Origin of the sequence: Streptococcus sanguinis, from assembly GCF_001078705.1 — a bacterium.
GTDB classification, from domain to species: Bacteria; Bacillota; Bacilli; order Lactobacillales; family Streptococcaceae; genus Streptococcus; species Streptococcus sanguinis_D.
On record NZ_CDMW01000001.1, the window covers coordinates 690,509 to 715,117 of the forward strand.

Sequence of the window (24,609 nt, forward strand, 5' to 3'; positions counted from 1 at the left end):
GTAAGCGCAAGTACGTCCGCCTCAACGAGCGCATCAGTTTCAGCAAGTACATCTGCTTCAACGAGCGCGTCCGTAAGTGCAAGTACCTCAGCGTCTACGAGTGCCTCTGTATCAGCAAGCACGTCCGCATCGACGAGTGCGTCTGTAAGCGCAAGTACGTCTATGTCCACGAGTGCGTCCGTGAGTGCAAGTACTTCAGCGTCCGCAAGTGCATCAGTGAGTGCAAGTACGTCTGCGTCCACGAGTGCGTCCGTAAGTGCAAGTACCTCAGCGTCCACGAGTGCATCCGTAAGTGCAAGTACGTCAGCGTCCACGAGTGCGTCAGTTTCAGCAAGTACATCTGCTTCAACGAGCGCGTCCGTAAGTGCAAGTACCTCCGCTTCAACGAGTGCGTCGGTAAGTGCAAGTACGTCAGCCTCTACAAGTGCATCCGTAAGCGCAAGTACGTCCGCTTCAACGAGTGCATCTGTAAGCGCAAGTATGTCTGCTTCAACAAGCGCATCCGTATCAGCAAGCACGTCCGCATCGACGAGTGCGTCTGTAAGCGCAAGTACGTCTGCGTCCACGAGTGCGTCGGTAAGTGCAAGCACATCGGCTTCAACGAGTGCGTCGGTAAGTGCGCAAGTACGTCTGCCTCTACAAGCGCATCCGTATCAGCAAGTACGTCCGCGTCTACAAGTGCGTCTGTAAGTGCAAGCACGTCTGCGTCGACTAGCGCTTCAGTATCAGCAAGCACGTCGGCTTCAACGAGTGCCTCTGTAAGCGCAAGTACGTCTGCGTCCACGAGCGCGTCTACAAGTGCAAGCACGTCTGCGTCGACTAGCGCGTCAGTGTCAGCAAGTACATCTGCTTCAACGAGCGCGTCAGTGTCTGCAAGCACCTCAGCGTCGACCAGTGCGTCAGTAAGCGCAAGTACATCCACCTCAACGAGTGCGTCTGTATCAGCAAGTACGTCTGCATCGACTAGTGCATCTGTTTCAGCAAGCACGTCGGCTTCAACGAGTGCATCCGTAAGCGCAAGTACATCCGCCTCAACGAGTGCGTCTGTATCAGCAAGTACGTCTGCATCGACTAGTGCGTCTACAAGCGCAAGTACATCGGCGTCCACAAGCGCGTCAGTGTCAGCAAGCACATCCGCCTCAACGAGTGCGTCTGTAAGTGCAAGTACATCAGCGTCCACGAGCGCATCAGTATCTGCAAGCACCTCTGCGTCGACCAGTGCATCCGTAAGCGCAAGTACATCAGCGTCGACGAGTGCATCTGTATCCGCAAGTACATCCGCCTCAACGAGTGCGTCTGTATCAGCAAGTACGTCCGCATCGACTAGCGCGTCTACAAGCGCAAGTACATCGGCGTCCACAAGCGCGTCAGTGTCAGCAAGCACATCCGCCTCAACGAGTGCGTCTGTAAGTGCAAGTACATCAGCGTCGACCAGTGCGTCAGTAAGCGCAAGCACGTCCGCGTCCACGAGCGCATCAGCAACAGCAAGCACGTCAGCCTCAACGAGCGCATCAGTATCTGCAAGTACATCGGCTTCTACGAGTGCGTCCGTATCCGCAAGTACTTCAGCGTCCACGAGCGCATCAGCAACAGCAAGTACGTCAGCCTCAACGAGCGCTTCAGTGAGCGCAAGTACGTCAGCTTCAACGAGCGCGTCTGTAAGCGCAAGTACTTCAGCGTCGACCAGTGCGTCAGTGTCAGCAAGTACGTCCGCGTCTACAAGTGCGTCTGTAAGTGCAAACACGTCTGCGTCGACTAGCGCGTCAGTGTCAGCAAGTACATCTGCTTCAACGAGCGCGTCAGTGAGTGCAAGTACATCAGCTTCAACGAGTGCGTCCGTAAGTGCAAGCACATCAGCTAGTCTGTCTGGTTCAGAAAGTGCTTCTATTAGTGATTCGCAATCAATCAGCGAGTCAATGTCATTGAGCACTAGCACCTCAGTCTTGCACAGTCAGCTAGATCTTGTCCATGAGAAGGAATTTTACTCACTCAGCCTTTCTACAAGTGAATCACTGTCAGCAGCAGTCAGTCTCAGCGAGCTAGTCCGTGTCAGCCAGTCTGTATCGGAAAGCTTGTCTACTAGCCTGTCAGCTAGTCAGAGCATATCTGAAAGTCTGTCAGCTTCCGCAAGACAGTCTGAGTTGGATATGATTTCTAGAGGTCGTTTGCCTCAGACAGGGGAAATTGAGAGCAAGGCTTCCATCCTGGCTCTGGGCATAGGAGCCTTGGGCTTGGCCTTCAAGCGACGTAAAAATCACAGTGACTCTGAAGAGTAGCAGTAATAAAGCCAATCAGTTTATCTTTCATTCTGTCGACAGTTTGCTCGGTGAGTGAACTCTAGGAAGTGGTAGATAAAGCAAGTTATTAAGGAAATCATGTCATGATTTCTAGTGCTTGCTTGCAAACATCCCATGCTAATAACTGGTAAAAATAAACGGATAGGCTATAGAAACAGGAAGTTTTGACAACTTCCTGTTTTTTTGACAATTTTACAGAAAAAGTCTTCTATATTCTGCAGGAAAGTCCCTGAGAATATAGATTTTTTGGACAATATTTTATATAATATCAAGTATAGAATTGATGTTTAAGAGTTTATGAAATGAAAGAGTAAGGGTGGAAATGAAAACGATAGTTTTAGTTGGGGATCAGGCTTATCAGGAGCAAGTCTCTACAACGATTAAGTCGATTTTATATTATAATAAAAATGTCAAAATCTATGTTTTCAATCAGGGATTAAGCGACCAGTGGTTTCGTGATTTTCAAGAGGTTGCTGGGCAGCTGGGGAGCGAGCTGGTCAATGTCAGTCTGGAGGAAGTGTCTGTCAGTCCGGACTGGCTTACGCAGGACCATATCAGTTCAGCAGCTTATGCTCGCTATTTTATCCCGCAGTTTGTAGCGGAGGACCGTGTCCTTTACCTGGACAGCGATTTGGTGGTCAATGGGGACTTGCAGCCTTTATGTAATATTTCTCTGGAAGGCAAGCTAGTAGCTGCAGTTGGAGATGCCGGAGGTTACGGTTTTAACTCAGGGGTTCTGTTGATTGATAATCAAGCATGGAAAGAAAAGCAGCTGCAGGAGACCTTTATCAAGGAGACGGACCGCATCATGAGTCTGGTCCAGTCTGGTAAGATGGAGGATTTCAATGGTGATCAGACAGTGCTAAATCATGTGCTGGATCAGGATTGGCTGCCCTTGGATAAGATTTATAATTTGCAGGTAGGCCATGATTTGGTGGCCTTTTACAGCGGCTGGAATGGACATTTTGAGCTGGATCAGGAGCCGCTGATTATTCATTATACGACTTATCGCAAGCCTTGGAACTCGGAAGTCAGCTATCGCTACCGTCAGCTTTGGTGGGATTTTCAGGCTTTGAAACTGGATGAGATTGTAGCACATCATCGGGGGGAGTTTGAGCTGCCGGACCCTTGGGATGAGTCGGGTCTGAACTGTATGCTCCTGACGGATGTGCAGGAGTTGGAGCAGATCGAGTTTTTGGCTCAGTCCCTACCTAAGGTTCATTTTCATATTGCCAGCTACACCGAGATGGGAGATTATCTGCGTTCTTTGGATCGCTTTGAAAATATCCATCTCTATCCTCAGGTTATCCATGTGGTGCTGGATGAGCTCATTGATAAGTGCCAGGTCTATTTGGATATTCACCATGGAAGCGAGCACTATGAAATGAGAAGCCGTTTTAAGGAACTGGGTAAACTGGTTCTAGCTTTTGACAATACTAAGAAAAATGATAACGAAGAGCTAGTCTATCTGCATGAAAATCCACAGGAGATGGTGAGAAAGCTGCACAGTCTGATGAAAAAAGAGAAGTCTCAAGCATTTCGAGCTGTCGTATTAGCGGCCAATGCTGCCTATAGTGAGCAGGTCTTAACGACCATCAAGTCCATCGTCTGCCACAATCGCTTTATCAAGTTTTATGTCATCAACAGTGACTTTCCGACAGAGTGGTTTGTCGGCATGCAAAAAAAACTGGCCAAGCTGAACTGCCAGATCGTCAATGCTCGTGTGGATGGCAGTCATATTAGTCAATATAAGACAAATATCCATTATTCAGTTTTTTTGAGATATTTTACGGCTACTTTTGTAGAGGAAGATCAGGCTCTTTATTTGGACTGCGATATTGTAGTTACACGTGACTTATCAGAAATTTTTGCAGTTGATTTAGGTTCCTATCCGCTTGGAGCAGTAAGAGATCTGGGCGGAGAAGTATACTTTAGCGAGCAGATTTTTAATTCAGGTGTTTTACTAATTAATGTGAACTACTGGAGAGAAAATGATATTGCGGGTCAATTGATTGAGATGACTGATAACTTACATGATAAAGTCAGTCAGGATGACCAAAGCATTCTCAATATGCTCTTTGAGAACCGCTGGCTGGAGCTGCCTTTTGCTTATAACTGCATTACGTTGCACACGACTTTTTCGGACTATGAGCCAGAAAAAGGTCTCTATCCGCCTGTGATTCACTATCTGACCGAGCGCAAGCCTTGGAAAGAGTATACCCAGTCTATCTATCGTGAGGTCTGGTGGTTCTATCAGGGACTGGATTGGTCGGATATGCGGGAGCCAGTCGGAGCTCTGACTCAAAAGATGGTAGAAGGTGAAGAAGGCTCAAGTCTGTCCTGCCTAGTCTATACCTACTCTTGTGACCTGATGCATATCAACTATCTGATTCAAGCCCTGCCTGCCTGTCATTTCTATATTGCAGCACCGGTAGTGGTAGCAGAGCCAATCACGCGTCTGCTCCAGTATCCTAATGTCAGCGTCAGCTCAGATATTGCTGGGATTCCGGCTCTCTTGGAGTCGCTGGAAGCCAAGTCTCAGCTGCTGCTGGATATCAATGCTGGTGATGAGGTTGGTGATATCATTGCTCGCTTTAAGTCTGCTGGCAAGCGAGTCTTTGCCTTTGACAGTACAGCCCATGGCCAGCAGGGGCAGGAAGTCTTTCCAACCGATAATCCTGAAGTCATGGTGCAGGCTATTGAGAAACTAAGATTGGCCGAGCCTGAAGAGCGGCAGATTTCTGTCCTCTCTATCGACCAATCACTGGATTATCTCTTGGAGAAAGGTGCTTCAGTAGTTCGCTTTGGAGATGGGGAGATGGATTTGATTGCAGGTCGTGGTATCGTCTATCAGGAATACGATCCAGAGCTGTCAGCACGCTTGAGAGAAATCATGTCTATGGAGAGCGATGAACGTTTGATGGTCTGTCTGTCCGATGTCTTCACAGGGTTAGAACGCTATTCCATTGACGCCCAGAATTTTTGGAAAGTTCACTTGTATTATCACTTAGCAGATTACCAAGAGATTTGCCGAGCACCTTGGTACGGATCGACTTTTATTTCCAGGCCTTATATCGACTTGGAAGATAAGACGCCGTCTGCGGGCTATTTTGCCAAGCTCAAGCAGTTATGGCAGGACAAGGACCTCTTGATCGTAGAGGGCTTGACTTCCCGTTCTGGTGTGGGCAATGACCTCTTTGACGGGGCTAGGTCCATCAAGCGGATTATCTGTCCTTCGCGCAACGCCTACAGCAAGCTGGAGGCTATCAAGCAGGCTGTTCGAGAACATGCGGATAATCGTCTGATTTTGACTATGCTGGGTCCGACGGCCAAGGTCTTGGTCTATGATCTGGTTCAGGAAGGTTATCGGGTGCTGGATATTGGGCATATTGACTCAGAGTATGAGTGGTTCCAGATGGGGGCTAGCCACAAGGTCAAGCTGTCGCACAAGCATACAGCTGAGCACAACTTTGATCAGGATATTGAGTTTAGAGACGACCAAGCTTATGATAGTCAGATTGTTGCCAATCTGGCTCAGGAATGAAGATTAGAAAAAGAATATGAAAGTTAATATTACCAATCTATACGGTATGTCTGGCCAGAGTACGGCCTTGATTGCCCAGAATGATGTGACCAAGTTAGCCAAGCAGCTGGGCTTTAATGAGCTGAGTTTTTACTTTTACGATATTTACAGTGACAGCCAGTCTGAGCTCAGTCGGCGTCTGGATGGCATCATGGCTAGTGTGGGCTATGGGGATGTCGTGATTTACCAGTCGCCCACTTGGAATGGTCGAGAGTTTGACCAGGCCTTTATCAGCAAGCTCAAGATTTTGCAGGCCAAGCTGGTTACCTTTATCCATGATGTACCACCACTGATGTTCCCGTCAAACTACTATCTGATGCCGGAGTATATCGATATGTATAATCAATCCGATGCGGTCATCGTGCCTTCTGAGCAGATGCGAGACAAGCTTCTGGCAGAGGGGTTGACTGTGGACAAGATTTTGGTCCAGCGCATGTGGGATCATCCCTATGATCTGCCCCTGCACCAGCCTCAGTTTGCGCCTAAGCTGTATTTCGCAGGAAGTGTGGAGCGTTTTCCACATCTGATTAATTGGTCTTATGCTACGCCTCTGGAGATTTTTTCGCCTGAAGAAGAGTCAAATCCAGAGGCCAATGTCAGCTATCGGGGCTGGGTCAGCCGGCCAGAGTTGCTCTTGGAGCTGTCCAAGGGCGGTCTAGGTCTGGTCTGGGGTGTCGAGGAAAATCCAGCAGACGAGCCGGAATACTACGGTCTCAATATCTCTCATAAGTCTGCCACCTATCTGGCAGCTGGGATTCCGGTTATCGTCCCTTCTTACCTGTCCAATGCAGAGCTGATTCGCGAGCGTGGTCTGGGCTTTGTCGTAGACAGTCTGGAAGAGGCCAGTCGGATCGTTGAAAGTCTGACTGCCGAGGAGTATCAGGCTATGGTCGAGCGGGTTAGAAAGTTCTCTTTCTTGCTCAAGGAAGGTTATTTTAGCAAGAAAGTCTTAGTAGATGCGGTGATGGAAGTCTTATCTTAGAGTCCCTCCAGCCATCGTCATGAGGAGTCAGTGTGAAGTCATTTTTTAAACCGGTCATTATCAAGAAGTTTCTGTGGACCTTATTTTTCTTATTTATCTATGTCTTGGGAACCAAGCTGACCCTGCCTTTCATCGATATGAGTCAGGCAGCTGCCATGGACGGAACCTCTACGACCTTAAACTATGCGACAGCCCTGATGGGTGGGAATCTGCGCAGTATGTCGCTCTTTTCTGTCGGCCTGTCTCCTTGGATGTCCTCTATGCTGATCTGGCAGATGTTTGCTGTGTCCAAGCGCCTAGGATTGAGTAAGCTCCCTCTGGAAGTGCAGGAAAGGCGGCGGATGCTGCTGACTTTGGTCATTGCCTTGATTCAGTCCGTGGCACTGGTTCTAAACCTGCCACTGCAAGAAGCAGGTGGGGTGGATATGACTACGATTATGGTCTTAGATACCTTGGTCTTGATGGCTGGGACTTACATGCTGGTCTGGCTTACCGATTTGAATGCTGCCATGGGACTTGGCGGCTCCATCATGATTGTCATGGCCAGCATGATTGCCTACATTCCGCAGGATATTTGGAACTCCATTCAGGAGCTGAAGATTTCTTCACTTTGTCTGGCCTTGATGCTGGTTTTCAGCTTAGTCTTTCTCTATCTGGCTGTTACAGTTGAGCGGTCCAAGTACCGAATTCCAGTCAATAAGATCAATATCCATAACCGTTTTAAGAAATACTCTTATCTGGATATTCGTCTTAATCCTGCTGGTGGTATGCCGATTATGTACGCTATGACCTTGGTCAGCATTCCCCAGTATTTCCTTTTGATTATCCACTTTCTCCAGCCGGAAAACCAGCTGATTGAGCAGTGGATAGAGGAGCTATCCATGGGTAGTCTAGCTTGGTTCATCCTCTATCTGGTGACTATTTTTATCCTAGGGCTGGCTTTCGCCTTTATCAATATCAGTGGCGACCGAATTGCTGAGCGGATGCAAAAGAGCGGAGAGTATATCGAAAATGTTTACCGGGAGCAGCGACCCGCCATTATATCAATGGTTTGGTGACTTATTTTGCTATTGTGGGAGCTATCTATCTGATTATGACTGCTGGCCTGCCCATGATGGTGGTGCTAGTAGATATTAAGTATCTGCGGATCAGTATGATTCCGGGGATTTTTATGATTTTTATCGGAATGGTCTTTTCTATTAAGGACGAGGTGGAGGCCTTGACGCTTAATGACCGTTATCGTTCATTGTTGTAGGAGAAACTATGTATTACTTTATTCCTTCGTGGAGTGGTAGTGGGGAGCGGGTTTGGCACCGGGATATTATCCCTTGGTACCGCTCTATGCAGCGATTGGAGTTTGATGATACCATTCATCAGATTCGGATTTTTCAAAGTGAGAATCTGCCAGTCCAGCTGCTTTTGCCAGCCTATATGCCGCATGCCCGCTATCTCTTGCATCGGCAGGATATTTTTGAGACGGACTATTACTCGGTTTTTGATGAGATTCAGGGAATCCAGTCTAAAGAAATGCAGGTCTTGCAAATCAAGGATCTGGACTGGGAGTCAGACTGCGAGTTTGTCTATACGCCCTTTCTAATCATGGTCCGCAGGCAGGGACAGCTCTATGCCCATGTCGAGTTTGGTGTAGAAGGCTTTATAAGCTTCATCAAGTTTTTCAAGGATGACCAGCTGGAGAAGTTTTATATCTTTGATGATCGGGGCTTTGTCTCCAGTATCACCTATTATGAAGAGGGGCAGCCCCTTTATCAGGACTACCTGCAGCCGGATGGTGACTGGCGGATTCGTGAGCATCTTAAGCCTGACAACTGCCGGGTAGAGGTCAACCCTGCTTACTTACTGGACTTTGATAAGCTGGAGTATGAGCGAATGCCAGACTTAATCTTGGAGAAATTGGGCCACTATATCGAGCGCAATGCAGGAGAGGACAGCCGGTTTGTCCTAGCAACGCATCCCTTATACACTCAAGCCATTTTGCGCTTATTGCCCAAGAATGTTCAAATCATTCTCAGCTTTTTCCACGAGCGCAATCATACAGTTGATTGGTCAGCTTTAGAAGCAGATTTGCAGCAGGCGAATTTAGTCTTGACTGATCGTATGGACTTCAAGAAGGCTATTCAGCGTTACCTGCCTGGGCAGGCTCAGAAGGTGCATTACCTATCGCCTTTTGATACTCGTCTGCAGTTGGGCAAGAGCCAGCGTCGTCGTGAATCCAAGATTTTTTATCAGATTAATCTGGAAGAAGGGCTTAATGACTATGCCATCTTCAAGGTTCTCCACTATGTGGCCAAGCATCCGGATACGGAGCTGATTATCGGTGTTTACAATGCCTGGCAGGAAGGAATCCAAAAGGTGGAGACCAAGGTGCAGGAGGTTATTGATGAATTCTTGAATCGGTATGAATTTGTCAAGAACTACCGCCGCAGTGAGCAGGCTGAGAATGCCCTGCTGGAAAATCAGGAACAGGTCCTCCGTTTCACCATTAAGAATATCACGGACGAGCTCAGCTTGATTCAGGAGCTGGATGATACACGGTTAATCATCGACCTGAGTGAGCAGCCCAATCTCTATACGCAGATTGCTGGGATTTCTGCCGGGATTCCGCAGATCAATCTGGTGGGCTCAGACTATGTGACCCATCTGCAAAATGGCTATATCTTGGACTCTATCTCTGATGTTCCGACTGCTGCAGACTATTACTTGGAAGGTTTGAAAAATTGGAACCAGGCCTTGATTTATTCCATTGAAAAAATCCATCATAATACTAGTCTGGAGCTGATTGGCCGGTGGGAGCAGTGGCTCAAGGAGGCTGAGAATGCAAAATAAGCTGAAAATCTTACAGATTGGCTCAAGCGACTGGAGCAAGGAGCTTGCCATTCCGGACAATATGGTCTGGTATTATTTCTTTCCTAACTCCAATCTGGCTATCAAAAAAGTCATGGAGATGGATAAGATTAGCAAGTTTGATGCGATTCTGGTGGACGATTTGCGTCGGATTCCTGATTTGTTTATGATTGAGCCCAAGATTATCCCTTATACAGTTTTCTATAATCAGGAACAGGAAACCCAGGAAGCGGATATTGAGTACTTTCTCAAGCGTCACTGCGCTCAGCCAACGGATATGAGCGATCGAGCTGATCTCATCCGCAAGCTGTCCAAGGCTCTCTTTTCCGGCCAGTATGGCGATAAGATGACCCCGCTTGATATGGTGGTCAGCCCTGGATTTCGGGGCAAGATTTGTTACAATGGCTATGAAAATCTAGAACTGGAAGGTGACTTTGGTCAGGACTTTCAGCCTGTCCTCTCTTGGAAATACAATGTCGTGGCCAATGCCTCTAATCCAGTTGAACTCTGGCTTGAATATGAAAAGTCAGGCAGCTGTGAGCTGCGGCTGCGCCTCTATAATATCCAAGAAGGATCGACTGCGGACATTGCTCGCGAGACTATTTTCGCAGAAGAGGACATGCGGGAATCCATGGTTCTGGACAATGACTTTACTTCCTATCTGGGCGTCAGTTTGGAGGCTAGAGGCAAGGGACGGATTCAGGTCGGGGCTCTGCATCAGCGCTTAACCCGCTATGAGTTTGGCAAGTACGTCCTGGGTGGAAAGATTCTCCGCGATAGCCATCGACAAGAGATTAATTACTTCTTTTATCCAGGAGATTTGAAGCCGCCTTTGGCTGTTTATTTCTCTGGTTACCGTCGGGCGGAAGGCTTCGAGGGCTTTGGGATGATGCGCAGTTTGGGCTGTCCTTTTCTCTTGTTTTCAGATCCGCGCGTGGATGGCGGCATGTTTTATCTAGGCAGTCAGGAGCTAGAGAGCGGTATTCATAAGATTATCCAAGAGCATCTGGACTATCTGGACTTTACCGAGCGGGATTTGATTCTGTCGGGGGTATCGATGGGGACCTATGCATCGGTTTATTATGGTTCGGAGTTCCGACCGCGAGCTATCATTTTATCCAAGCCCTTGGGCAATTTGGGAACCATTGCTAAGCGTGGTCGTTTACGCCTGCCCAAGGTCTTTCCGACGGCTTTGGATGTCCTTCATCGCCATACCGGGGGTAAGGAGCAGGAGCATATGAATGAGCTGGATAGGCGCTTCTGGCGCAAGTTTGAGAAAGCTGATTTTAGCCGAACGACCTTTGGTATCGCCTATATGAAGGAAGAAGACTATGATCCGACGGCCTATGAGGATCTGGTAGCGGCTCTCCATTTGACCGAGGCCAAGTTAGTCAGCAGAGGGGTTCCAGGCCGCCATAATGATGATTTCAGTATTTCGGTGTCTTGGTTTATGAATTACTATCGTATGGTATTGGAAAAGGAATTTGGGAGAAAGAAATGAAGATTCAAAAAAGGAAGGGAATTTACTGGGGAGAGCTGAGAGGGGTTTCGGTAGCTGTCACCATGACTGACTTTACCTATCTCTACGGCACTACCCTTATCATTCATTCTCCTTCACATATATTTTTTGAAAATAAACTAATGGCTTCTGGCCAGACCATTCATGAGTGGTCTTCTAAATGGAACCATCAGAGAGATCGGCAGATTCCTGCACTTCCCTTGCTTAAAAAGGGAGCTCGCTACTGCCTGTCCAGAGATATGACCACCTATCCTGAAGAAAGCGTCTTTCTGAAAATCATCTTCTTTGACCGCTATGATAAAGAAATTATTAATCAAGTGGAGCGCTCGGAGAGTATGATCTTTACCTACCCAAAGGAAGCCTATAGCTATAAGGTTCAGCTGCTGAGTGCAGGAGTTGAGTCCTTAGAGTTTCATTGCCTAAACATTGACCAAATCATAGAGGAGTCTGATGATTAAAAATCATTTTCACATTCAGCGCTTAAAGAAAATCTTAGCCAAAGTCAAGAGCTTTGAGTCAGAAATGGTTGGCCTGTCAGATGCTGATCTGCGAAAGAAAACACAGGAATTTAAGGAGAGACTGACCTTAGGTGAGACTTTAGACGACTTGCTGCCGGAGGCTTATGCTGTGGTGCGGGAAGCGGACAAGCGGGTGCTGGGCATGTTCCCCTACGATGTGCAGGTCATGGGGGCGATTGTGCTCCATGAGGGCAATGTCGCTGAGATGGCTACGGGAGAGGGCAAGACTCTGACGGCTACCATGCCGCTCTATCTCAATGCCCTGTTTGGTCAAGGAGCTATGCTGGTGACCACCAATACCTATCTGGCTCTGCGGGACGCTCAGGAAATGGGGCAGGTCTATCGTTTTCTGGGGCTGACTATTGAGGCTGCGGTGGTAGCAGATGAGACTGAAAAGCTGACGCCCAAGCAGAAGCGGCTGATTTACCAAGCGGATATTGTCTATACGACCAATAGTGCCTTGGGCTTTGACTATCTGATTGAAAATCTCGCAGAGAATAAGGATAGCCAATACCTTAGCCCTTTCAACTATGTCATCATAGATGAGATTGATTCCATCCTCTTGGACAGCGCACAGACGCCTCTGGTTATCTCTGGTGCCCCTCGGGTCCAGTCTAACTTCTATGCCATTTTGGATACTTTCATTACTACCCTGAGAGAAAAGTTGGATTATCACTATGATGACGAGAAAAATGAAGTCTGGCTGACCTCGAAAGGTATCCTGGCAGCAGAGTCTTTTCTGGACTTGGAGCATCTCTATTCCAAGGAAAATCAAGAGTTGGTCCGCCATCTAAATCTGGCTTTGCGGGCTCACAAGCTTTACAAGAAAGATAAGGACTATGTAGTCCGGCAGGGAGACAAAGAAGCAGAGGTCCTACTTTTGGACCGCTCAACCGGCCGTCTGCTGGAAATGACTCGGCTTCAGGGAGGCCAGCACCAAGCCATTGAGGCCAAGGAGCATGTCGCGCTGACAGAGGAAACACGGGCCATGGCTTCCATCACCTATCAGAATCTCTTCCGCCTCTTCCGGAAAATCTCTGGTATGACCGGGACCGGCAAGGTGGTGGAGAGCGAGTTTATGGAAACATACTCCATGGCCGTCATCAAGATCCCGACCAACCGTCCAGTGATTCGGCAGGATTTACCAGACCAGCTTTACCAGACCCTGCCAGAAAAAGTCTTTGCTTCATTGGATGAGGTCAAGCACTACCATGCTCAAGGCAATCCCCTCTTGATTTTTACCGGTTCAGTAGAGATGTCAGAGATTTACTCTTCCCTACTGCTGAGAGAAGGCATCGCCCACAACCTGCTCAATGCCAACAATGCGGCCCGTGAGGCGCAGATCATCGCTGAGTCTGGGCAGAAAGGTGCGGTGACAGTGGCTACATCCATGGCCGGCCGCGGTACGGATATAAAGCTGGGACCGGGTGTCGCAGATTTGGGTGGTCTCGTGGTGATTGGTACTGAGCGGATGGAGAACCAGCGGATTGACCTACAGATTCGTGGCCGTTCAGGCCGTCAAGGTGATCCGGGAATTAGTAAGTTTTTCATCTCGCTAGAGGATGATCTGCTCAGGAAGTGGGGGCCAGATTGGCTCAAGAAGTTCTACAAGGACTACTCAACCGAAGAAGTTCAGCAGCATCCAGTCCAGCTGGGACAGCGCCGCTTTAGACGCTTAGTAGCCAAGGCACAGAGAGCCAGCGAAAGCAGCGCCAAGATGTCCCGTCGGATGACGCTGGAATATGCCCAGTGTATGAAGATTCAACGGGAGATTACCTATGCTGAGCGCAATCGCTTGATTCAAGCTGAGGAGCGGATTGACGAAGAAATCAGCCGCGTCCTCAGTCAGGTCATTCATCAGGCGGCCTATGAGCAATCTTATGGGACACGGGCAGACCTCTATCGCTTTATCTTAGACCATTTCAGCTATCATGCTGAGCGTATTCCTTATGATTTCGATATTTATTCGCCAGAGAAAATTGCAGAGCTCTTGCAGGATATTGCCGAGCAGGAATTGCAGGCAAAGAAAGACTATCTCAAGTCTGACAAGCTCTTTACCCATTTTCAGCGGGTGTCCGTTCTCAAGGCTATTGATGAGAACTGGGTCGAGCAGGTAGACTATCTGCAGCAGCTCAAGACAGCCTTGAGCGGTCAGCACTTCTCTATGAAAAATCCTCTGGTAGAGTACTATCAAGAGGCTTACGATGGCTTTGAATATATGAAGGAGCGCATGAAGCAGCAGATTGTCAAGAATCTTTTGATGAGTGAATTGGCACTCAACCCTAAAGGAGAAGTCATCATGTACTTCCCGTAAGACGAGGAGAATATGACAGTATATAACATTAACTTAGGTATCGGCTGGGCCAGCAGCGGTGTAGAATACGCCCAAGCTTATCGGGCCCAGCTTCTGCGCAGGATCCAACAGCCGGCTAAGTTTATCTTTATGGATATGATTTTAGCAGATAATATCCAGCATCTAACGGAAAATATCGGTTTTCTGGATGAGGAAGTTATCTGGCTTTATAACTACTTTACGGACATCAAGATTGCACCGACGACGGTGACACTGGATCAAGTGCTGGCTCAAGTCGCAGGTCAGCTGGAGCGCTCGGAGAGAGAGGGCAAGATTGTCCGCTATTTCTATCCGCAGGATGATCAGTTTATCACTTGCTATCTGCGACAGGAAGATCAGGACTTTGTCGAGCATGTGGAGTACGTTTCGCGGGGGAGACTGATTCGCAAGGATTATTTCTCCTATGTCCGCTATGCCAGTGAATACTTCGCGCCCCACAATGACGCCGCCACCCTCTACCAGCGCCGCTTTTACAATGAAGACGGTAGTGTGGCTTATGATATGCTGATCGAAGATGTTCAGGAAGAGCTCTATCGCTTCCCAGACCGGATTTTCTATTCCAAGGCTGAGCTGGTCCGTTATTTCCTCCAATGCCTGCAGCTGCAAGCAGATGATGTGGTCATCTTGGATCGGGAGACAGGGATTGGTCAGGTTGTCTTTGAGGAAAGCCAGAAGGCTAAGCTGGGAGTAGTGGTCCATGCGGAGCATTTCAGTGAAAATGCCAGCAGTGACGACTACATTCTCTGGAACAATTTCTATGACTACCAGTTTACCAATGCTGACAAGGTGGACTTCTTCATCGTAGCAACAGAGGCTCAGAAAAGAATTCTAGAGCAGCAGTTCCAGCATTACTCGAACAAGCAGCCCAAGATTGTCACCATACCGGTGGGGAGTCTGGACCAGCTGACTTATCCCAAAGAGCCTCGCAAGCCTTTTTCCATGATTACTGCTTCGCGTCTTGCTACGGAAAAGCATATTGATTGGCTAGTGGCAGCGACCGTCCAAGCCCTTGCCCAGCTGCCTGAGCTGACTCTGGATATTTACGGTAAGGGGGGCGAAGAGGAGAAGCTGCGCCGTAGGATTGAGGAGGCAGGAGCGCAGGACTACATTCGACTCAAAGGGCATGCAGATTTGAGCCAGATTTATGCAGGCTATGAGCTTTATCTGACGGCTTCAACCAGCGAAGGCTTTGGTTTGACGCTTATGGAAGCAGTCGGCTCAGGTCTGCCCCTCATTGGTTTTGATGTCCGCTATGGCAATCAGACTTTTATTGATGATGGTAAAAATGGCTATCTGCTGCCGGTCAGTTCCAATCAGGTCGAGGACCAGATTATTGCTGCTTTTGTGGAGAAAATAGTAGCTCTCTTTAGCCAAGGACGCCAGCAGGAGATGAGCCAACACTCTTATCAAGTGGCTGAGAATTATTTGACCAGCCGGGTTGAAGCGGCTTGGTCCCAGCTTTTAAAGGAGGTTAGAGATGATTCAGCTCTTTGATTATTACAATCAGGAAACCCAGGATCTGCATGATTCCCTCCTTGCAGCTGGCTATGACTGTCCGACCATTGTCATTGAGGCCAATGGCTTTCTGCCGGACGACATGATCTCCCCCTATACTTATTTTTTAGGGGATGAAGAGGGAGTAGACCACCCGCTCTTTTTCAATCAAGTACCAGCGCCCCCTTTCTGGGAAATCACAGGCGATCATCAGTCGGCGCGTGTCAGTGACATGGGAGAAGAAAGAGCACGGATTCACTATGCCAGTCAGGCCAAGGGGCGCCTGGTCAAGCAGGTGGACTGGCTGGATAAAAAAGGCCAACTGCGACTGAGTGAGCGCTATAATAAGCAAGGCCGCTGCTTTGCTAAAACGGCTTATAAATCTGCTCAGGAAGCCTTCAACACAACCTATTACAGCACTGATGGTCAGGAACGTATCGTGGAAAACCATGCCACTGGTGACATCATCCTGACTCTGGACCAAGAGCCCTTGCGGATTTTTAAAAACCGAGTGGATTTTATCCGTTTCTTTTTGGAGCGGCTAGACTTTGACTTGGAACATATTCTCTTTAATTCGCTGGCTTACTCTTTCTTGGTTTCCCACAGCTTGACAGGGCGTGCTGGCCAGGATATTCTCTTTTGGCAGGAGCCTCTGTATGACGAGCTGCCCGGCAATATGCAGCTGATTCTGGAAAATAGTCAGCTGCGGGCGCAGACCATTGTTATTCCAGACTTGGCGACCTATGAAAAGGCCAAGAGTTTGGCTGCAGCTGACCAGCAGCAGAAGTTCCTGCATCTGGGCTATCATTATGATTTCAAGCGGGACAACTTCCTACGAAAAGATGCCTTAATCCTGACCCACTCGGATCAGATTGAAGGCTTAGAGACCTTGGTTCAGACCTTGCCGCAGATAGTTTTTCGCATTGCAGCTCTCACGGAAATGTCGCCCAAGCTCTTGTCTATGCTGTCCTACAAGAATGTCGTTCTTTATCAAAATGCCAGTCTCAAGCAGATTGAGCAGCTCTACTTGGAATCAGATATTTATCTGGATATCAATCACGGTGGTCAGGTCCTGCAGGCAGTGCGCAAGGCTTTTGAGAATAATCTCTTGATCCTAGGCTTTGAGCAGACCCTGCATGACAGGCACTACATTACCCAGCAGCATATTTTCGACAGCAGCCAGCCAGATCAGTTGGCAGCCGCTCTGGAAGAAGCCTTATCTGGTGTTGAGCAGATGCGATCAGCCTTGCAAGCTCAAGGTCGGCATGCCAACGATGTGCCCGTCAGTCTTTATCAGGAGACTCTCCAAAGCGTACTAGGAGGTCAGCATGGCTAAAAAAGATTTATTTCATAAGGATATTGAGGGGCGGTTAGATGAGCTCAAGCATGGCAAGCCCAAAAAAGAAAAGGCCAGCTTGGGTGAAAATCTCAACAAGGCTTTTGTCATCGCCTTGGGCTTGATGATCTTGATTGGCTTGATTTTTACATTGATTGGAGCCTTGAGGAAATAAAATGCAAACAATATTGATTACACTTACCATTGTAGCAGCCTTTGTCTTGATTTTGCTGGTTAGTCTTCTTCCCAGAGAAAACCAGCAATTTTACAGAGACACCAATACATCAATCGGCAAGTCAGGCTACTGGGAAACTCACTTTGCAAAGAAAATCCTAGTTCTTTTGGCAAGTCTTGCCCTGATTGTGCTTATGATTTTCTTTATGATTCAATCCCTTTAGCATCTGTTTAGGAAGCTACTCAGACGACTGCTAAATAAGAATGACCCTCTATTGCAGACAATGGAGGGAATTTTTATAAGCAAATTTTGGATGTAAAGGTTTTAATTTCTGAAAGCACCTTGATATTTTTCTGAAAAGGAGTAAACTGGATATACAAGTGATGGAGGTTTGGTATGAAATTATACGTTCAGTTGATGATTATTTTTATGATTTCCCTCGTTGGAGAAGGGATTTCAAGTGTTTTCCACCTGCCTGTTCCGGGCAGTATCATAGGTCTGGTTTTGCTGTTTTTGGCTCTGCAGTTCAAGCTCCTACGCCTGCGTCATATCAGCATGGTTGGCAATTTTCTTTTGGCAAATATGACCATTCTTTTTCTGCCTCCTGCGGTTGGTATCATGGATAAATTTCAGGTCATTGCACCTTATCTGCTGCCGATTATTTTGATTGTTTTAGGAGCGATTGTGCTCAATGTCTGCGTGATTGCAGTTGTGGTGCAGCTGATTAAGACTCGTTTTGAAGGAGATTATGAGGAAGGAGACGCCAGCAATGTCTGATTTATGGAGCAACCCTTTCTTTGGCCTTGCCTTGTCTATCTTGGCCTATCTGTTCGGTCTATTGATTTTTCGGAGATTTCCTCATCCCTTGACAACTCCTTTGCTGATTGCAGCAGTTTTGGTCATTGCTTTTTTAAAATTAACCGGTATTTCCTACAAGGATTACTATGTCGGCGGCTCCTATTTAAACAACCTAATTGTGCCATCTACGGTTGCTTTGGGGATTCCGCTTTACAAGACTTTTCATTTGATGAAGCACCATGCACGCAGTATTTTGATTGGGACCTTTGCAGCAGTCGTAGTCAACACCAGCTTCACTGCTCTGCTGGCTAAGTTTTTCGGCATGGATTTCTTTCTGGCTGTTTCTCTTTTTCCGAAGTCTGTCACAACGGCCATGGCTGTTGGTATCACAGACAAGCTGCAAGGTCTTGCTACAGTGACATTAGTGGTGGTGGTTGCGACGGGAATTCTGACCAGTGTTTTGGGGCCAACGCTTCTTAAGCTCTTAAAAATCACAGATCCAGTAGCTATCGGTCTAGCTTTAGGGGGGACCGGCCATGCGGTAGGAACGGGAACCGCCTTTAAATACGGTCAAGTCGCAGGAGCTATGGCAGGACTTGCGATTGGCGTGACCGGACTCATGTACGTTCTGGTCAGCCCCATCGTGGCAGCCATTATTCTGAAGTAAAAATAAACAATGTTGAAACGTTTTGTTTCAACATTGTTTTGCTTATTGAAGATTTAGTTTGTTTTTTACAATGGCATGGATTGTAAAATAGAAACCAAAAATTTTGACCAGTTCAAAGACGATTCGGATAATAAGAAAGACATCTAGCATCTGTTCAAAGTTCGTAGCGGAGTTACTATAATCGTATGGAGCAAATAGGCCATATGGATTGAAGAAACTAGGTAAGAAGATTGACATGACCGCCAGAACACTCCAAATCAAAAATCCGAAAAGCACAGACATCATAATCCGATTCTTCTTAAATAGCTGTCCGACTGAGATTGCTAGATAAAAGAAGAGGATACCAGAAAGGATTTGAAGGAGATTAAGGAAGCCGTATTTGACAATCCAAAGCCATAAATCTGGGATTTCGCCAATATATTTAAAAAAATCATTAAATGAATAGCCTGTAATAGGGAGGGCAATGCCAAAAATGACAAGGCCGCTAATAAACATGGTCAGCATACACAAGAGGGTCCAAACAAATGCGGAAAGAAGCTTAGACAGAAGAATCTGATGCGGCGTAACCGGCAAGGTCCAAGTCAGGTAGCCTTCTCGCCCAAAAACATTTTTATAAAACCGACGGATAATAATGATGGTATTGGACAGAAAGACAGCGCAGGATGCAGAAAAAAGCAAGAAGAAGAGTAGGTATAAAGTGACAATAACACCACTAGTAGCCATTGGGTAGTCACTATAGCGTTCCATGACCTCAGGTCTCAAGCTGCTGCCAGTTATAAATCCCATCAAGATAGAGAGAGACAGAAGAATGGCAAAGGTGATACAATACCATTTGTAATTAGACTTAAAGTCGTATTTAAACAGTTTTCCAAACATATAATGAAGACCTCCTAATAAAAGCGAAACTGGCTGCGGAAGAGAGTATCAATTGATTGATTGTACTGTTGACGCAGCTGATTAGCATTTTCATGCAAAAGAATCTGACCTTGGTTAATCAGGATTACTTCATCCAAGATTGGCTCGATATCTGCAATTAAGTGGGTGGAAATGATGACAGAAGACTGAGGCGTGCGATTTTGGATGATGGTCTGCGGGATATAGTCGCGAGCAGCCGGATCAACACCACCGATAGGCTCGTCTAGGATATAGAGTTCCGCGTGACGGCTCATGACCAGAATGAGCTGCATTTTTTCCTTGTTTCCTTTTGAAAGGCTTCCGATGCGTGCTTGAGGATCGATATGAAGATCCTTTAGAAGCTGCATGGCTTTCGCGCTGTCAAAATTATCATAAAAATCTTGGAAATATTTTACAGCTTCGATTACTTTGGAACTGTCGCTTAGATAAGTCGTATCTGGCAGATAGGAAACGATTCTTTTGGTATCAGGAGAAGGTTTGACGCCTTTTAGATAGATATGGCCAGAGGTGGGCTGCAAGAGACCATTGATAAGCTTGATAATAGTTGTCTTGCCGCTGCCATTAGGACCTAGAAGTCCGATGATTCTGCCAGGCTGGATGTTTAAGCTCACATCGTACAGGGCGGGTGCGTCACCATAATTTTTATGGACGTGGTCAAGATAGACCAGAGGATACTGATTCATACATGTCTCCTTTGTTTTCTTCAATTTACAATTATTATACCTTTTCCTTTAAAAAATGGCAAAGAAACTCAGAAAAGACGACCGGAATATTTATTTCTAGTCAACTCTTATTTCCCTCATTAGATGAATTACGGTATAATAGTTATAAGAAGAACTAGAGCGTGTTCAAGGAGAAAAATGTGGTGATACAACTTGATACCAAAACTGTTTACAGTTTTATGGATAGCTTGATCCCGATAAAGAAATATGTGCAGAAAGCCAAGGAATTAGGATACAGTCATCTGGGCATGATGGATGTGGACAATCTCTATGGGGCTTATCATTTCTTAGAGGAAGCCGAATCTGCGGGACTGCAGCCGCTTTTAGGCTTGGAGCTGAGTCTGATCAAGGCAGAACAGGAGCTTCATCTCCGTCTGTTGGCCTTAGACAGTCAGGGCTATCGCAATCTGATGAAAGTCTCGACTCTCAAGATGATGGGACAAAAAAACTGGGAGGATTTCCAGCATCTTTTTAAGGGATTGGCTGTAATTGTTCCTGCTTTTGACGGAGTAGCAGATCTGGATTTGGGGTTGGATTTTTATGTTGGAGTCTTTCCAGCAACGCCCCAGCAGGAGTTTGGTCGGCCAACCCTGCCCCTGCATACCGTCCGATATTTTGACACGGGGGATTTGGAAACCTTGCAGATGCTCCGGGCTATTCGAGAAAATGCCAGCTTGCGGGAGATTGGCAGTCTTCCCAATCATGAGTTTTTGCTGGCACCAGATGCTCTGGCAGGAGCTTTTAAGGAAACTTTCCCAGAGAGTCTGGCTAATCTTGAGAAGCTAGTCTGTCATGTTCACTATGATATAAATAGGGAGCTGAAACTGCCCCGCTTTAATCGGGAGCGGCCAGCCGTGGAAGAACTGCGGGAGCGATCCGAAGCTGGCTTAAAAAAACGCGGTTTAACAGGTAAACTTTATCAGGAACGACTGGAAAAGGAGCTGGATGTCATCCATCAGATGGGCTTTGATGATTATTTTCTCATCGTCTGGGATTTGTTGCGCTTTGGTCGCAGTCAGGGCTATTATATGGGAATGGGCCGAGGCTCTGCTGTCGGTAGTCTAGTAGCCTACGCTTTAGAAATCACTGGGATTGATCCAGTCAAGAACAACTTGCTTTTTGAGCGTTTTCTCAATCTGGAGCGCTATACCATGCCCGATATTGATATCGATATTCCCGATGTTTACCGGCCGGAATTTATCCGTTATGTTCGCGACCGCTATGGCAGTATGCATGCGGCTCAGATTGTGACCTACTCGACCTTTGGAGCCAAGCAGGCCATTCGTGATGTCTTCAAGCGCTTCGGTCTGCCAGAGTATGAACTGACCAATATCACCAAGAAAATCCGCTTTGGGGATAGTCTGACCGCTGCTTATGAGAAAAATATGGCCTTTCGTCAGATTATCAATAGTAAGCTGGAATATCAAAAGGCCTTTGATATTGCTAAAAAGATCGAAGGTAATCCCCGTCAGACTTCTATCCACGCAGCCGGCGTTGTGATGAGCGACAATGACCTGACAGACCAGATACCGCTCAAATATGGTGAGGACATGTATATCACCCAATATGATGCCCACGGTGTGGAAAGCAACGGTCTGCTCAAGATGGACTTTCTGGGCTTGCGCAATCTGACCTTTGTCCAGCGGATGAAAGAAGCAACCCTGAAAAAATACGAGGTGGATATTGAGATTGCAGAGATTGACTTGGAGGATGCAGAAACTCTGAAACTCTTTGCAGCTGGCCAGACCAAGGGGATTTTCCAGTTTGAGCAGCCAGGTGCTATCAGCCTGCTTAAGCGGGTTCAGCCAGTTTGCTTTGAGGAAGTAGTGGCCACAACCTCTCTCAACCGTCCTGGAGCCAGTGATTATATTGACAATTTTGTCAAGAGAAAGCATGGACTGGAGCAAGTGGAGTTGATTGATGATAGTTTGGCTGATATTCTAGCCCCGACTTACGGTATCATGCTCTACCAAGAGCAGGTCATGCAGGTAGCCCAGCGCTTTGGTGGTTTTAGTTTAGGTAAAGCCGATATTTTGCGGCGGGCAATGGGCAAGAAAAGTGCTGCTGAAATGCACCGCATGCAGGAAGACTTTGTTGCAGGTGCTCTCAAGCTAGGGCATTCGAAATCCAAAGCCAAGGAAGTCTTTGCTATTATGGAGAAGTTTGCTGGATATGGCTTTAATCGCAGCCACGCCTACGCCTACTCAGCTCTAGCCTTTCAGTTGGCTTACTTCAAGGCTCACTATCCAGATGTTTTCTTTGATGTTATGCTCAATTATTCTAGCAGCGATTATATCACCGATGCCCTGAATTTTGACTTTGAAACAGCACCCCTCAGTATCAACAATATTCCCTATCATGATAAGTTTCAGGATAAGAAGATTTTTTTGGGCCTGAAAAATATCAAGGGCCTGCCTAGGGATTTGGCTTACTGGATTATCGAAGAGCGACAAAATGCCGCCTTTACTGGGGTGGAAGACTTTATTCTGCGCCTGCCTCAGAATTACCATAAGATTCCGCTGCTGACTCCTCTGATCCAGCTGGGGCTCTTTGACAGTTTTGAGAAAAATCGCCAAAAAATTCTAGCCAATCTGCCTAATCTATTTGTATTTGCGGATGAGCTGGGCAGCCTCTTTGCTGATACGACTTATTCTTGGACAGAGGCTCAGGATTTCAGCGATGCTGAAAAGTTTGAGCTGGAACAGAGCATTATCGGTGTAGGGCTTAGCGATCACCCCTTGGTTAAATTGGCCAAAGAAGCGGATCAGCCCTTTAGCTGGATTAGTGAGCTGACAGAAAATAGCAGAGCTAGGATTCTGGCTGAAGTCCAGACTATCAAGACTATTCGGACTAAGAAGGGCGAGAATATGTCCTTTTTGCAGGTTTCAGATACCAAGAAAAAGCTCGATGTCACCCTCTTTCCTGATACCTATCGCCAGCTGGGTGAACGCATTAAGGAGAAGGGTATTTACTACTTGACCGGCAAGGTGCAGGAACGGGATGGACGCTTACAGTTGGTCTTGTCAGATATAGAAGAAGCCACTACAGAACGCTTCTGGATAAAGCTTGCAGGCCATGAACATGATCAGGAAATATCTCAGATTTTGCAGAAATACCCCGGCAATATTCCGGTTGTCCTGCGCTATGAAGATGAGAAGCGAACCATATCTGCACCTCATTTCCGAGTGGAGAAATCAGAGCAGCTGCAAGAGGAATTGAAGAATTATACTATGAAAACGATTTTTCGTTAAAAAATATGGAAAATAAGAGAATTTTCATGATGATTGTGGTATAATCTATAAGAATGTTAAAAAGAAAAAGGAGCAAAAAGCGAAATGAAACGTATTGCTGTTTTGACTAGTGGTGGTGATGCCCCTGGTATGAATGCTGCCATCCGTGCGGTTGTTCGTAAAGCAATTTCCGAAGGAATGGAAGTTTACGGGATTTATGATGGTTACGCTGGAATGGTTGCTGGCGAGATTTACCCACTTGATGCGACATCAGTTGGTGACATTATTTCTCGCGGTGGAACCTTCCTTCACTCTGCTCGTTATCCTGAATTTGCCCACGTAGAAGGGCAGCTGAAAGGGATTGAGCAGCTTAAAAAACATGGAATCGAAGGTGTCGTTGTTATCGGTGGTGATGGATCTTACCACGGTGCGATGCGCTTGACAGAGCACGGCTTCCCAGCTGTTGGTGTTCCAGGAACCATTGACAATGATATCGTCGGAACAGACTTCACTATCGGTTTTGATACAGCTGTTACTACAGCCATGGATGCAATTGACAAGATTCGGGATACCTCATCCAGTCACCGCCGTACTTTCGTTATCGAAGTAATGGGACGTAATGCTGGTGATATTGCTCTCTGGGCAGGTATCGCATCTGGTGCGGACGAAATCATCGTTCCTGAAGAAGGTTTCAAGATCGAAGAAGTTGTTGAAAGCATTAAGAGTGGCTATGCCAAGGGTAAGAAGCACAACATCATCGTCTTGGCTGAGGGTGTCATGTCAGCGGATGAATTTGCTGAAAAGCTGAAAGAAGCTGGAGATATGAGCGATTTGCGTGTCACAGAGCTCGGACATATCCAGCGTGGAGGATCACCGACTGCGCGTGACCGTGTTCTTGCATCTCGTATGGGAGCACATGCTGTTAAACTGCTTAAAGAAGGTATCGGCGGAGTTGCTGTTGGAATCCGCAATGAGCAGATGGTTGAAAGCCCAATCTTGGGAACTGCTGAAGAAGGAGCACTCTTTAGCTTGACTGCCGAAGGCAAGATTGTCGTCAACAATCCGCACAAGGCTGATCTGGGCTTGGCTGATTTGAACCGCAGCATCAATATTTAATTATTATTTGTTATTCAGGCCAAGAGGCCAAATAGAAGAAGG

At 47.0% G+C, this 24,609-nt stretch carries 16 protein-coding genes and 2 pseudogenes; 16 read left to right on the top strand and 2 right to left on the bottom strand.

What is annotated here, in order from left to right; genetic code table 11:
- The 14 genes and pseudogenes from SSV_RS12185 to SSV_RS03745 form a co-directional block, all read left to right on the top strand.
- A pseudogene (locus SSV_RS12185) lies at positions 1–2,276 on the top strand (LPXTG cell wall anchor domain-containing protein); the annotation flags it as partial.
- Between the two features lie 343 nt (positions 2,277–2,619).
- Positions 2,620–5,841, top strand: coding sequence for an SP_1767 family glycosyltransferase (locus tag SSV_RS03685; RefSeq protein WP_072073730.1), 3,222 nt, complete (start codon positions 2,620–2,622; stop codon positions 5,839–5,841).
- Between the two features lie 16 nt (positions 5,842–5,857).
- Positions 5,858–6,862: a sugar transferase gene (locus SSV_RS03690; protein ID WP_072073731.1), complete on the top strand. Its 1,005-nt coding sequence runs from the start codon at positions 5,858–5,860 to the stop codon at positions 6,860–6,862.
- A gap of 32 nt (positions 6,863–6,894) precedes the next feature.
- Positions 6,895–8,117: pseudogene (gene secY2 / locus SSV_RS03695) on the top strand (accessory Sec system protein translocase subunit SecY2).
- Positions 8,118–8,125: 8 nt separating this feature from the next.
- Positions 8,126–9,706, top strand: a complete 1,581-nt coding sequence (gene asp1 / locus SSV_RS03700) for an accessory Sec system protein Asp1 (RefSeq protein ID WP_072073732.1) — start codon at positions 8,126–8,128, stop codon at positions 9,704–9,706.
- Complete coding sequence (gene asp2, locus SSV_RS03705; RefSeq protein WP_072073733.1) at positions 9,696–11,225, top strand: accessory Sec system protein Asp2; 1,530 nt, start codon at positions 9,696–9,698, stop codon at positions 11,223–11,225. Before asp1 ends, asp2 begins: the two co-directional genes overlap by 11 nt.
- Complete coding sequence (asp3, locus tag SSV_RS03710) at positions 11,222–11,701, top strand: accessory Sec system protein Asp3 (RefSeq protein WP_072073734.1); 480 nt, start codon at positions 11,222–11,224, stop codon at positions 11,699–11,701. Before asp2 ends, asp3 begins: the two co-directional genes overlap by 4 nt.
- Positions 11,694–14,075 carry an accessory Sec system translocase SecA2 gene (gene secA2, locus SSV_RS03715; RefSeq protein ID WP_072073735.1) on the top strand — a complete coding sequence of 794 codons (2,382 nt, stop codon included), beginning with the start codon at positions 11,694–11,696 and terminating at the stop codon, positions 14,073–14,075. Before asp3 ends, secA2 begins: the two co-directional genes overlap by 8 nt.
- A gap of 12 nt (positions 14,076–14,087) precedes the next feature.
- The gene (gene gtfA / locus SSV_RS03720) at positions 14,088–15,608 is read left to right on the top strand and encodes an accessory Sec system glycosyltransferase GtfA (protein WP_072073736.1); all 1,521 of its coding nucleotides are present in this window, start codon (positions 14,088–14,090) and stop codon (positions 15,606–15,608) included.
- Positions 15,592–16,944: an accessory Sec system glycosylation chaperone GtfB gene (gene gtfB / locus SSV_RS03725; protein WP_072073737.1), complete on the top strand. Its 1,353-nt coding sequence runs from the start codon at positions 15,592–15,594 to the stop codon at positions 16,942–16,944. Before gtfA ends, gtfB begins: the two co-directional genes overlap by 17 nt.
- Positions 16,937–17,119: an accessory Sec system protein Asp4 gene (gene asp4, locus SSV_RS03730; protein ID WP_002897858.1), complete on the top strand. Its 183-nt coding sequence runs from the start codon at positions 16,937–16,939 to the stop codon at positions 17,117–17,119. The genes gtfB and asp4 overlap by 8 nt, the downstream gene beginning before the upstream one ends.
- 1 nt (position 17,120) lies before the next feature.
- Positions 17,121–17,342 carry an accessory Sec system protein Asp5 gene (asp5, locus tag SSV_RS03735; RefSeq protein ID WP_072073738.1) on the top strand — a complete coding sequence of 74 codons (222 nt, stop codon included), beginning with the start codon at positions 17,121–17,123 and terminating at the stop codon, positions 17,340–17,342.
- A 173-nt stretch (positions 17,343–17,515) separates the two neighbouring features.
- Positions 17,516–17,896, top strand: a complete 381-nt coding sequence (locus SSV_RS03740) for a CidA/LrgA family protein (RefSeq protein WP_002900667.1) — start codon at positions 17,516–17,518, stop codon at positions 17,894–17,896.
- Positions 17,889–18,584 carry an LrgB family protein gene (locus SSV_RS03745; protein WP_141640131.1) on the top strand — a complete coding sequence of 232 codons (696 nt, stop codon included), beginning with the start codon at positions 17,889–17,891 and terminating at the stop codon, positions 18,582–18,584. Before SSV_RS03740 ends, SSV_RS03745 begins: the two co-directional genes overlap by 8 nt.
- Positions 18,585–18,626: 42 nt before the next feature.
- Here SSV_RS03745 and SSV_RS03750 read toward each other — a convergent pair whose 3' ends face one another.
- Both SSV_RS03750 and SSV_RS03755 read right to left on the bottom strand, forming a co-directional pair.
- On the bottom strand, positions 18,627–19,460 hold the full coding sequence (locus tag SSV_RS03750; RefSeq protein ID WP_072073740.1) for a lantibiotic ABC transporter permease: 834 nt from the start codon (positions 19,458–19,460) through the stop codon (positions 18,627–18,629).
- A gap of 14 nt (positions 19,461–19,474) precedes the next feature.
- Entirely contained in the window at positions 19,475–20,182 is a 708-nt protein-coding gene (locus tag SSV_RS03755) for an ABC transporter ATP-binding protein (protein WP_072073741.1), read from the bottom strand.
- Positions 20,183–20,361: 179 nt separating this feature from the next.
- On the opposite strand from SSV_RS03755, the gene SSV_RS03760 reads away from it, so the two are divergent.
- Both SSV_RS03760 and pfkA read left to right on the top strand, forming a co-directional pair.
- Positions 20,362–23,472, top strand: coding sequence for a DNA polymerase III subunit alpha (locus tag SSV_RS03760; RefSeq protein WP_072073742.1), 3,111 nt, complete (start codon positions 20,362–20,364; stop codon positions 23,470–23,472).
- Between the two features lie 84 nt (positions 23,473–23,556).
- Positions 23,557–24,567, top strand: a complete 1,011-nt coding sequence (gene pfkA / locus SSV_RS03765) for a 6-phosphofructokinase (protein ID WP_072073743.1) — start codon at positions 23,557–23,559, stop codon at positions 24,565–24,567.
- Positions 24,568–24,609: the final 42 nt, after the last annotated feature.

Bases quoted from the DNA above. Each gene is read 5' to 3' on its own strand.
- secA2 (WP_072073735.1), top strand. From the start codon at position 11,694: ATGATTAAAAATCATTTTCACATTCAGCGCTTAAAGAAAATCTTAGCC.
- asp5 (WP_072073738.1), top strand. From the start codon at position 17,121: ATGCAAACAATATTGATTACACTTACCATTGTAGCAGCCTTTGTCTTG.
- asp1 (WP_072073732.1), top strand. From the start codon at position 8,126: ATGTATTACTTTATTCCTTCGTGGAGTGGTAGTGGGGAGCGGGTTTGG.
- asp2 (WP_072073733.1), top strand. From the start codon at position 9,696: ATGCAAAATAAGCTGAAAATCTTACAGATTGGCTCAAGCGACTGGAGC.
- SSV_RS03745 (WP_141640131.1), top strand. From the start codon at position 17,889: ATGTCTGATTTATGGAGCAACCCTTTCTTTGGCCTTGCCTTGTCTATC.
- SSV_RS03755 (WP_072073741.1), bottom strand. From the start codon at position 20,182: ATGAATCAGTATCCTCTGGTCTATCTTGACCACGTCCATAAAAATTAT.
- asp4 (WP_002897858.1), top strand. From the start codon at position 16,937: ATGGCTAAAAAAGATTTATTTCATAAGGATATTGAGGGGCGGTTAGAT.
- SSV_RS03740 (WP_002900667.1), top strand. From the start codon at position 17,516: ATGAAATTATACGTTCAGTTGATGATTATTTTTATGATTTCCCTCGTT.
- SSV_RS03750 (WP_072073740.1), bottom strand. From the start codon at position 19,460: ATGTTTGGAAAACTGTTTAAATACGACTTTAAGTCTAATTACAAATGG.
- gtfA (WP_072073736.1), top strand. From the start codon at position 14,088: ATGACAGTATATAACATTAACTTAGGTATCGGCTGGGCCAGCAGCGGT.
- SSV_RS03690 (WP_072073731.1), top strand. From the start codon at position 5,858: ATGAAAGTTAATATTACCAATCTATACGGTATGTCTGGCCAGAGTACG.
- asp3 (WP_072073734.1), top strand. From the start codon at position 11,222: ATGAAGATTCAAAAAAGGAAGGGAATTTACTGGGGAGAGCTGAGAGGG.
- gtfB (WP_072073737.1), top strand. From the start codon at position 15,592: ATGATTCAGCTCTTTGATTATTACAATCAGGAAACCCAGGATCTGCAT.
- SSV_RS03685 (WP_072073730.1), top strand. From the start codon at position 2,620: ATGAAAACGATAGTTTTAGTTGGGGATCAGGCTTATCAGGAGCAAGTC.
- pfkA (WP_072073743.1), top strand. From the start codon at position 23,557: ATGAAACGTATTGCTGTTTTGACTAGTGGTGGTGATGCCCCTGGTATG.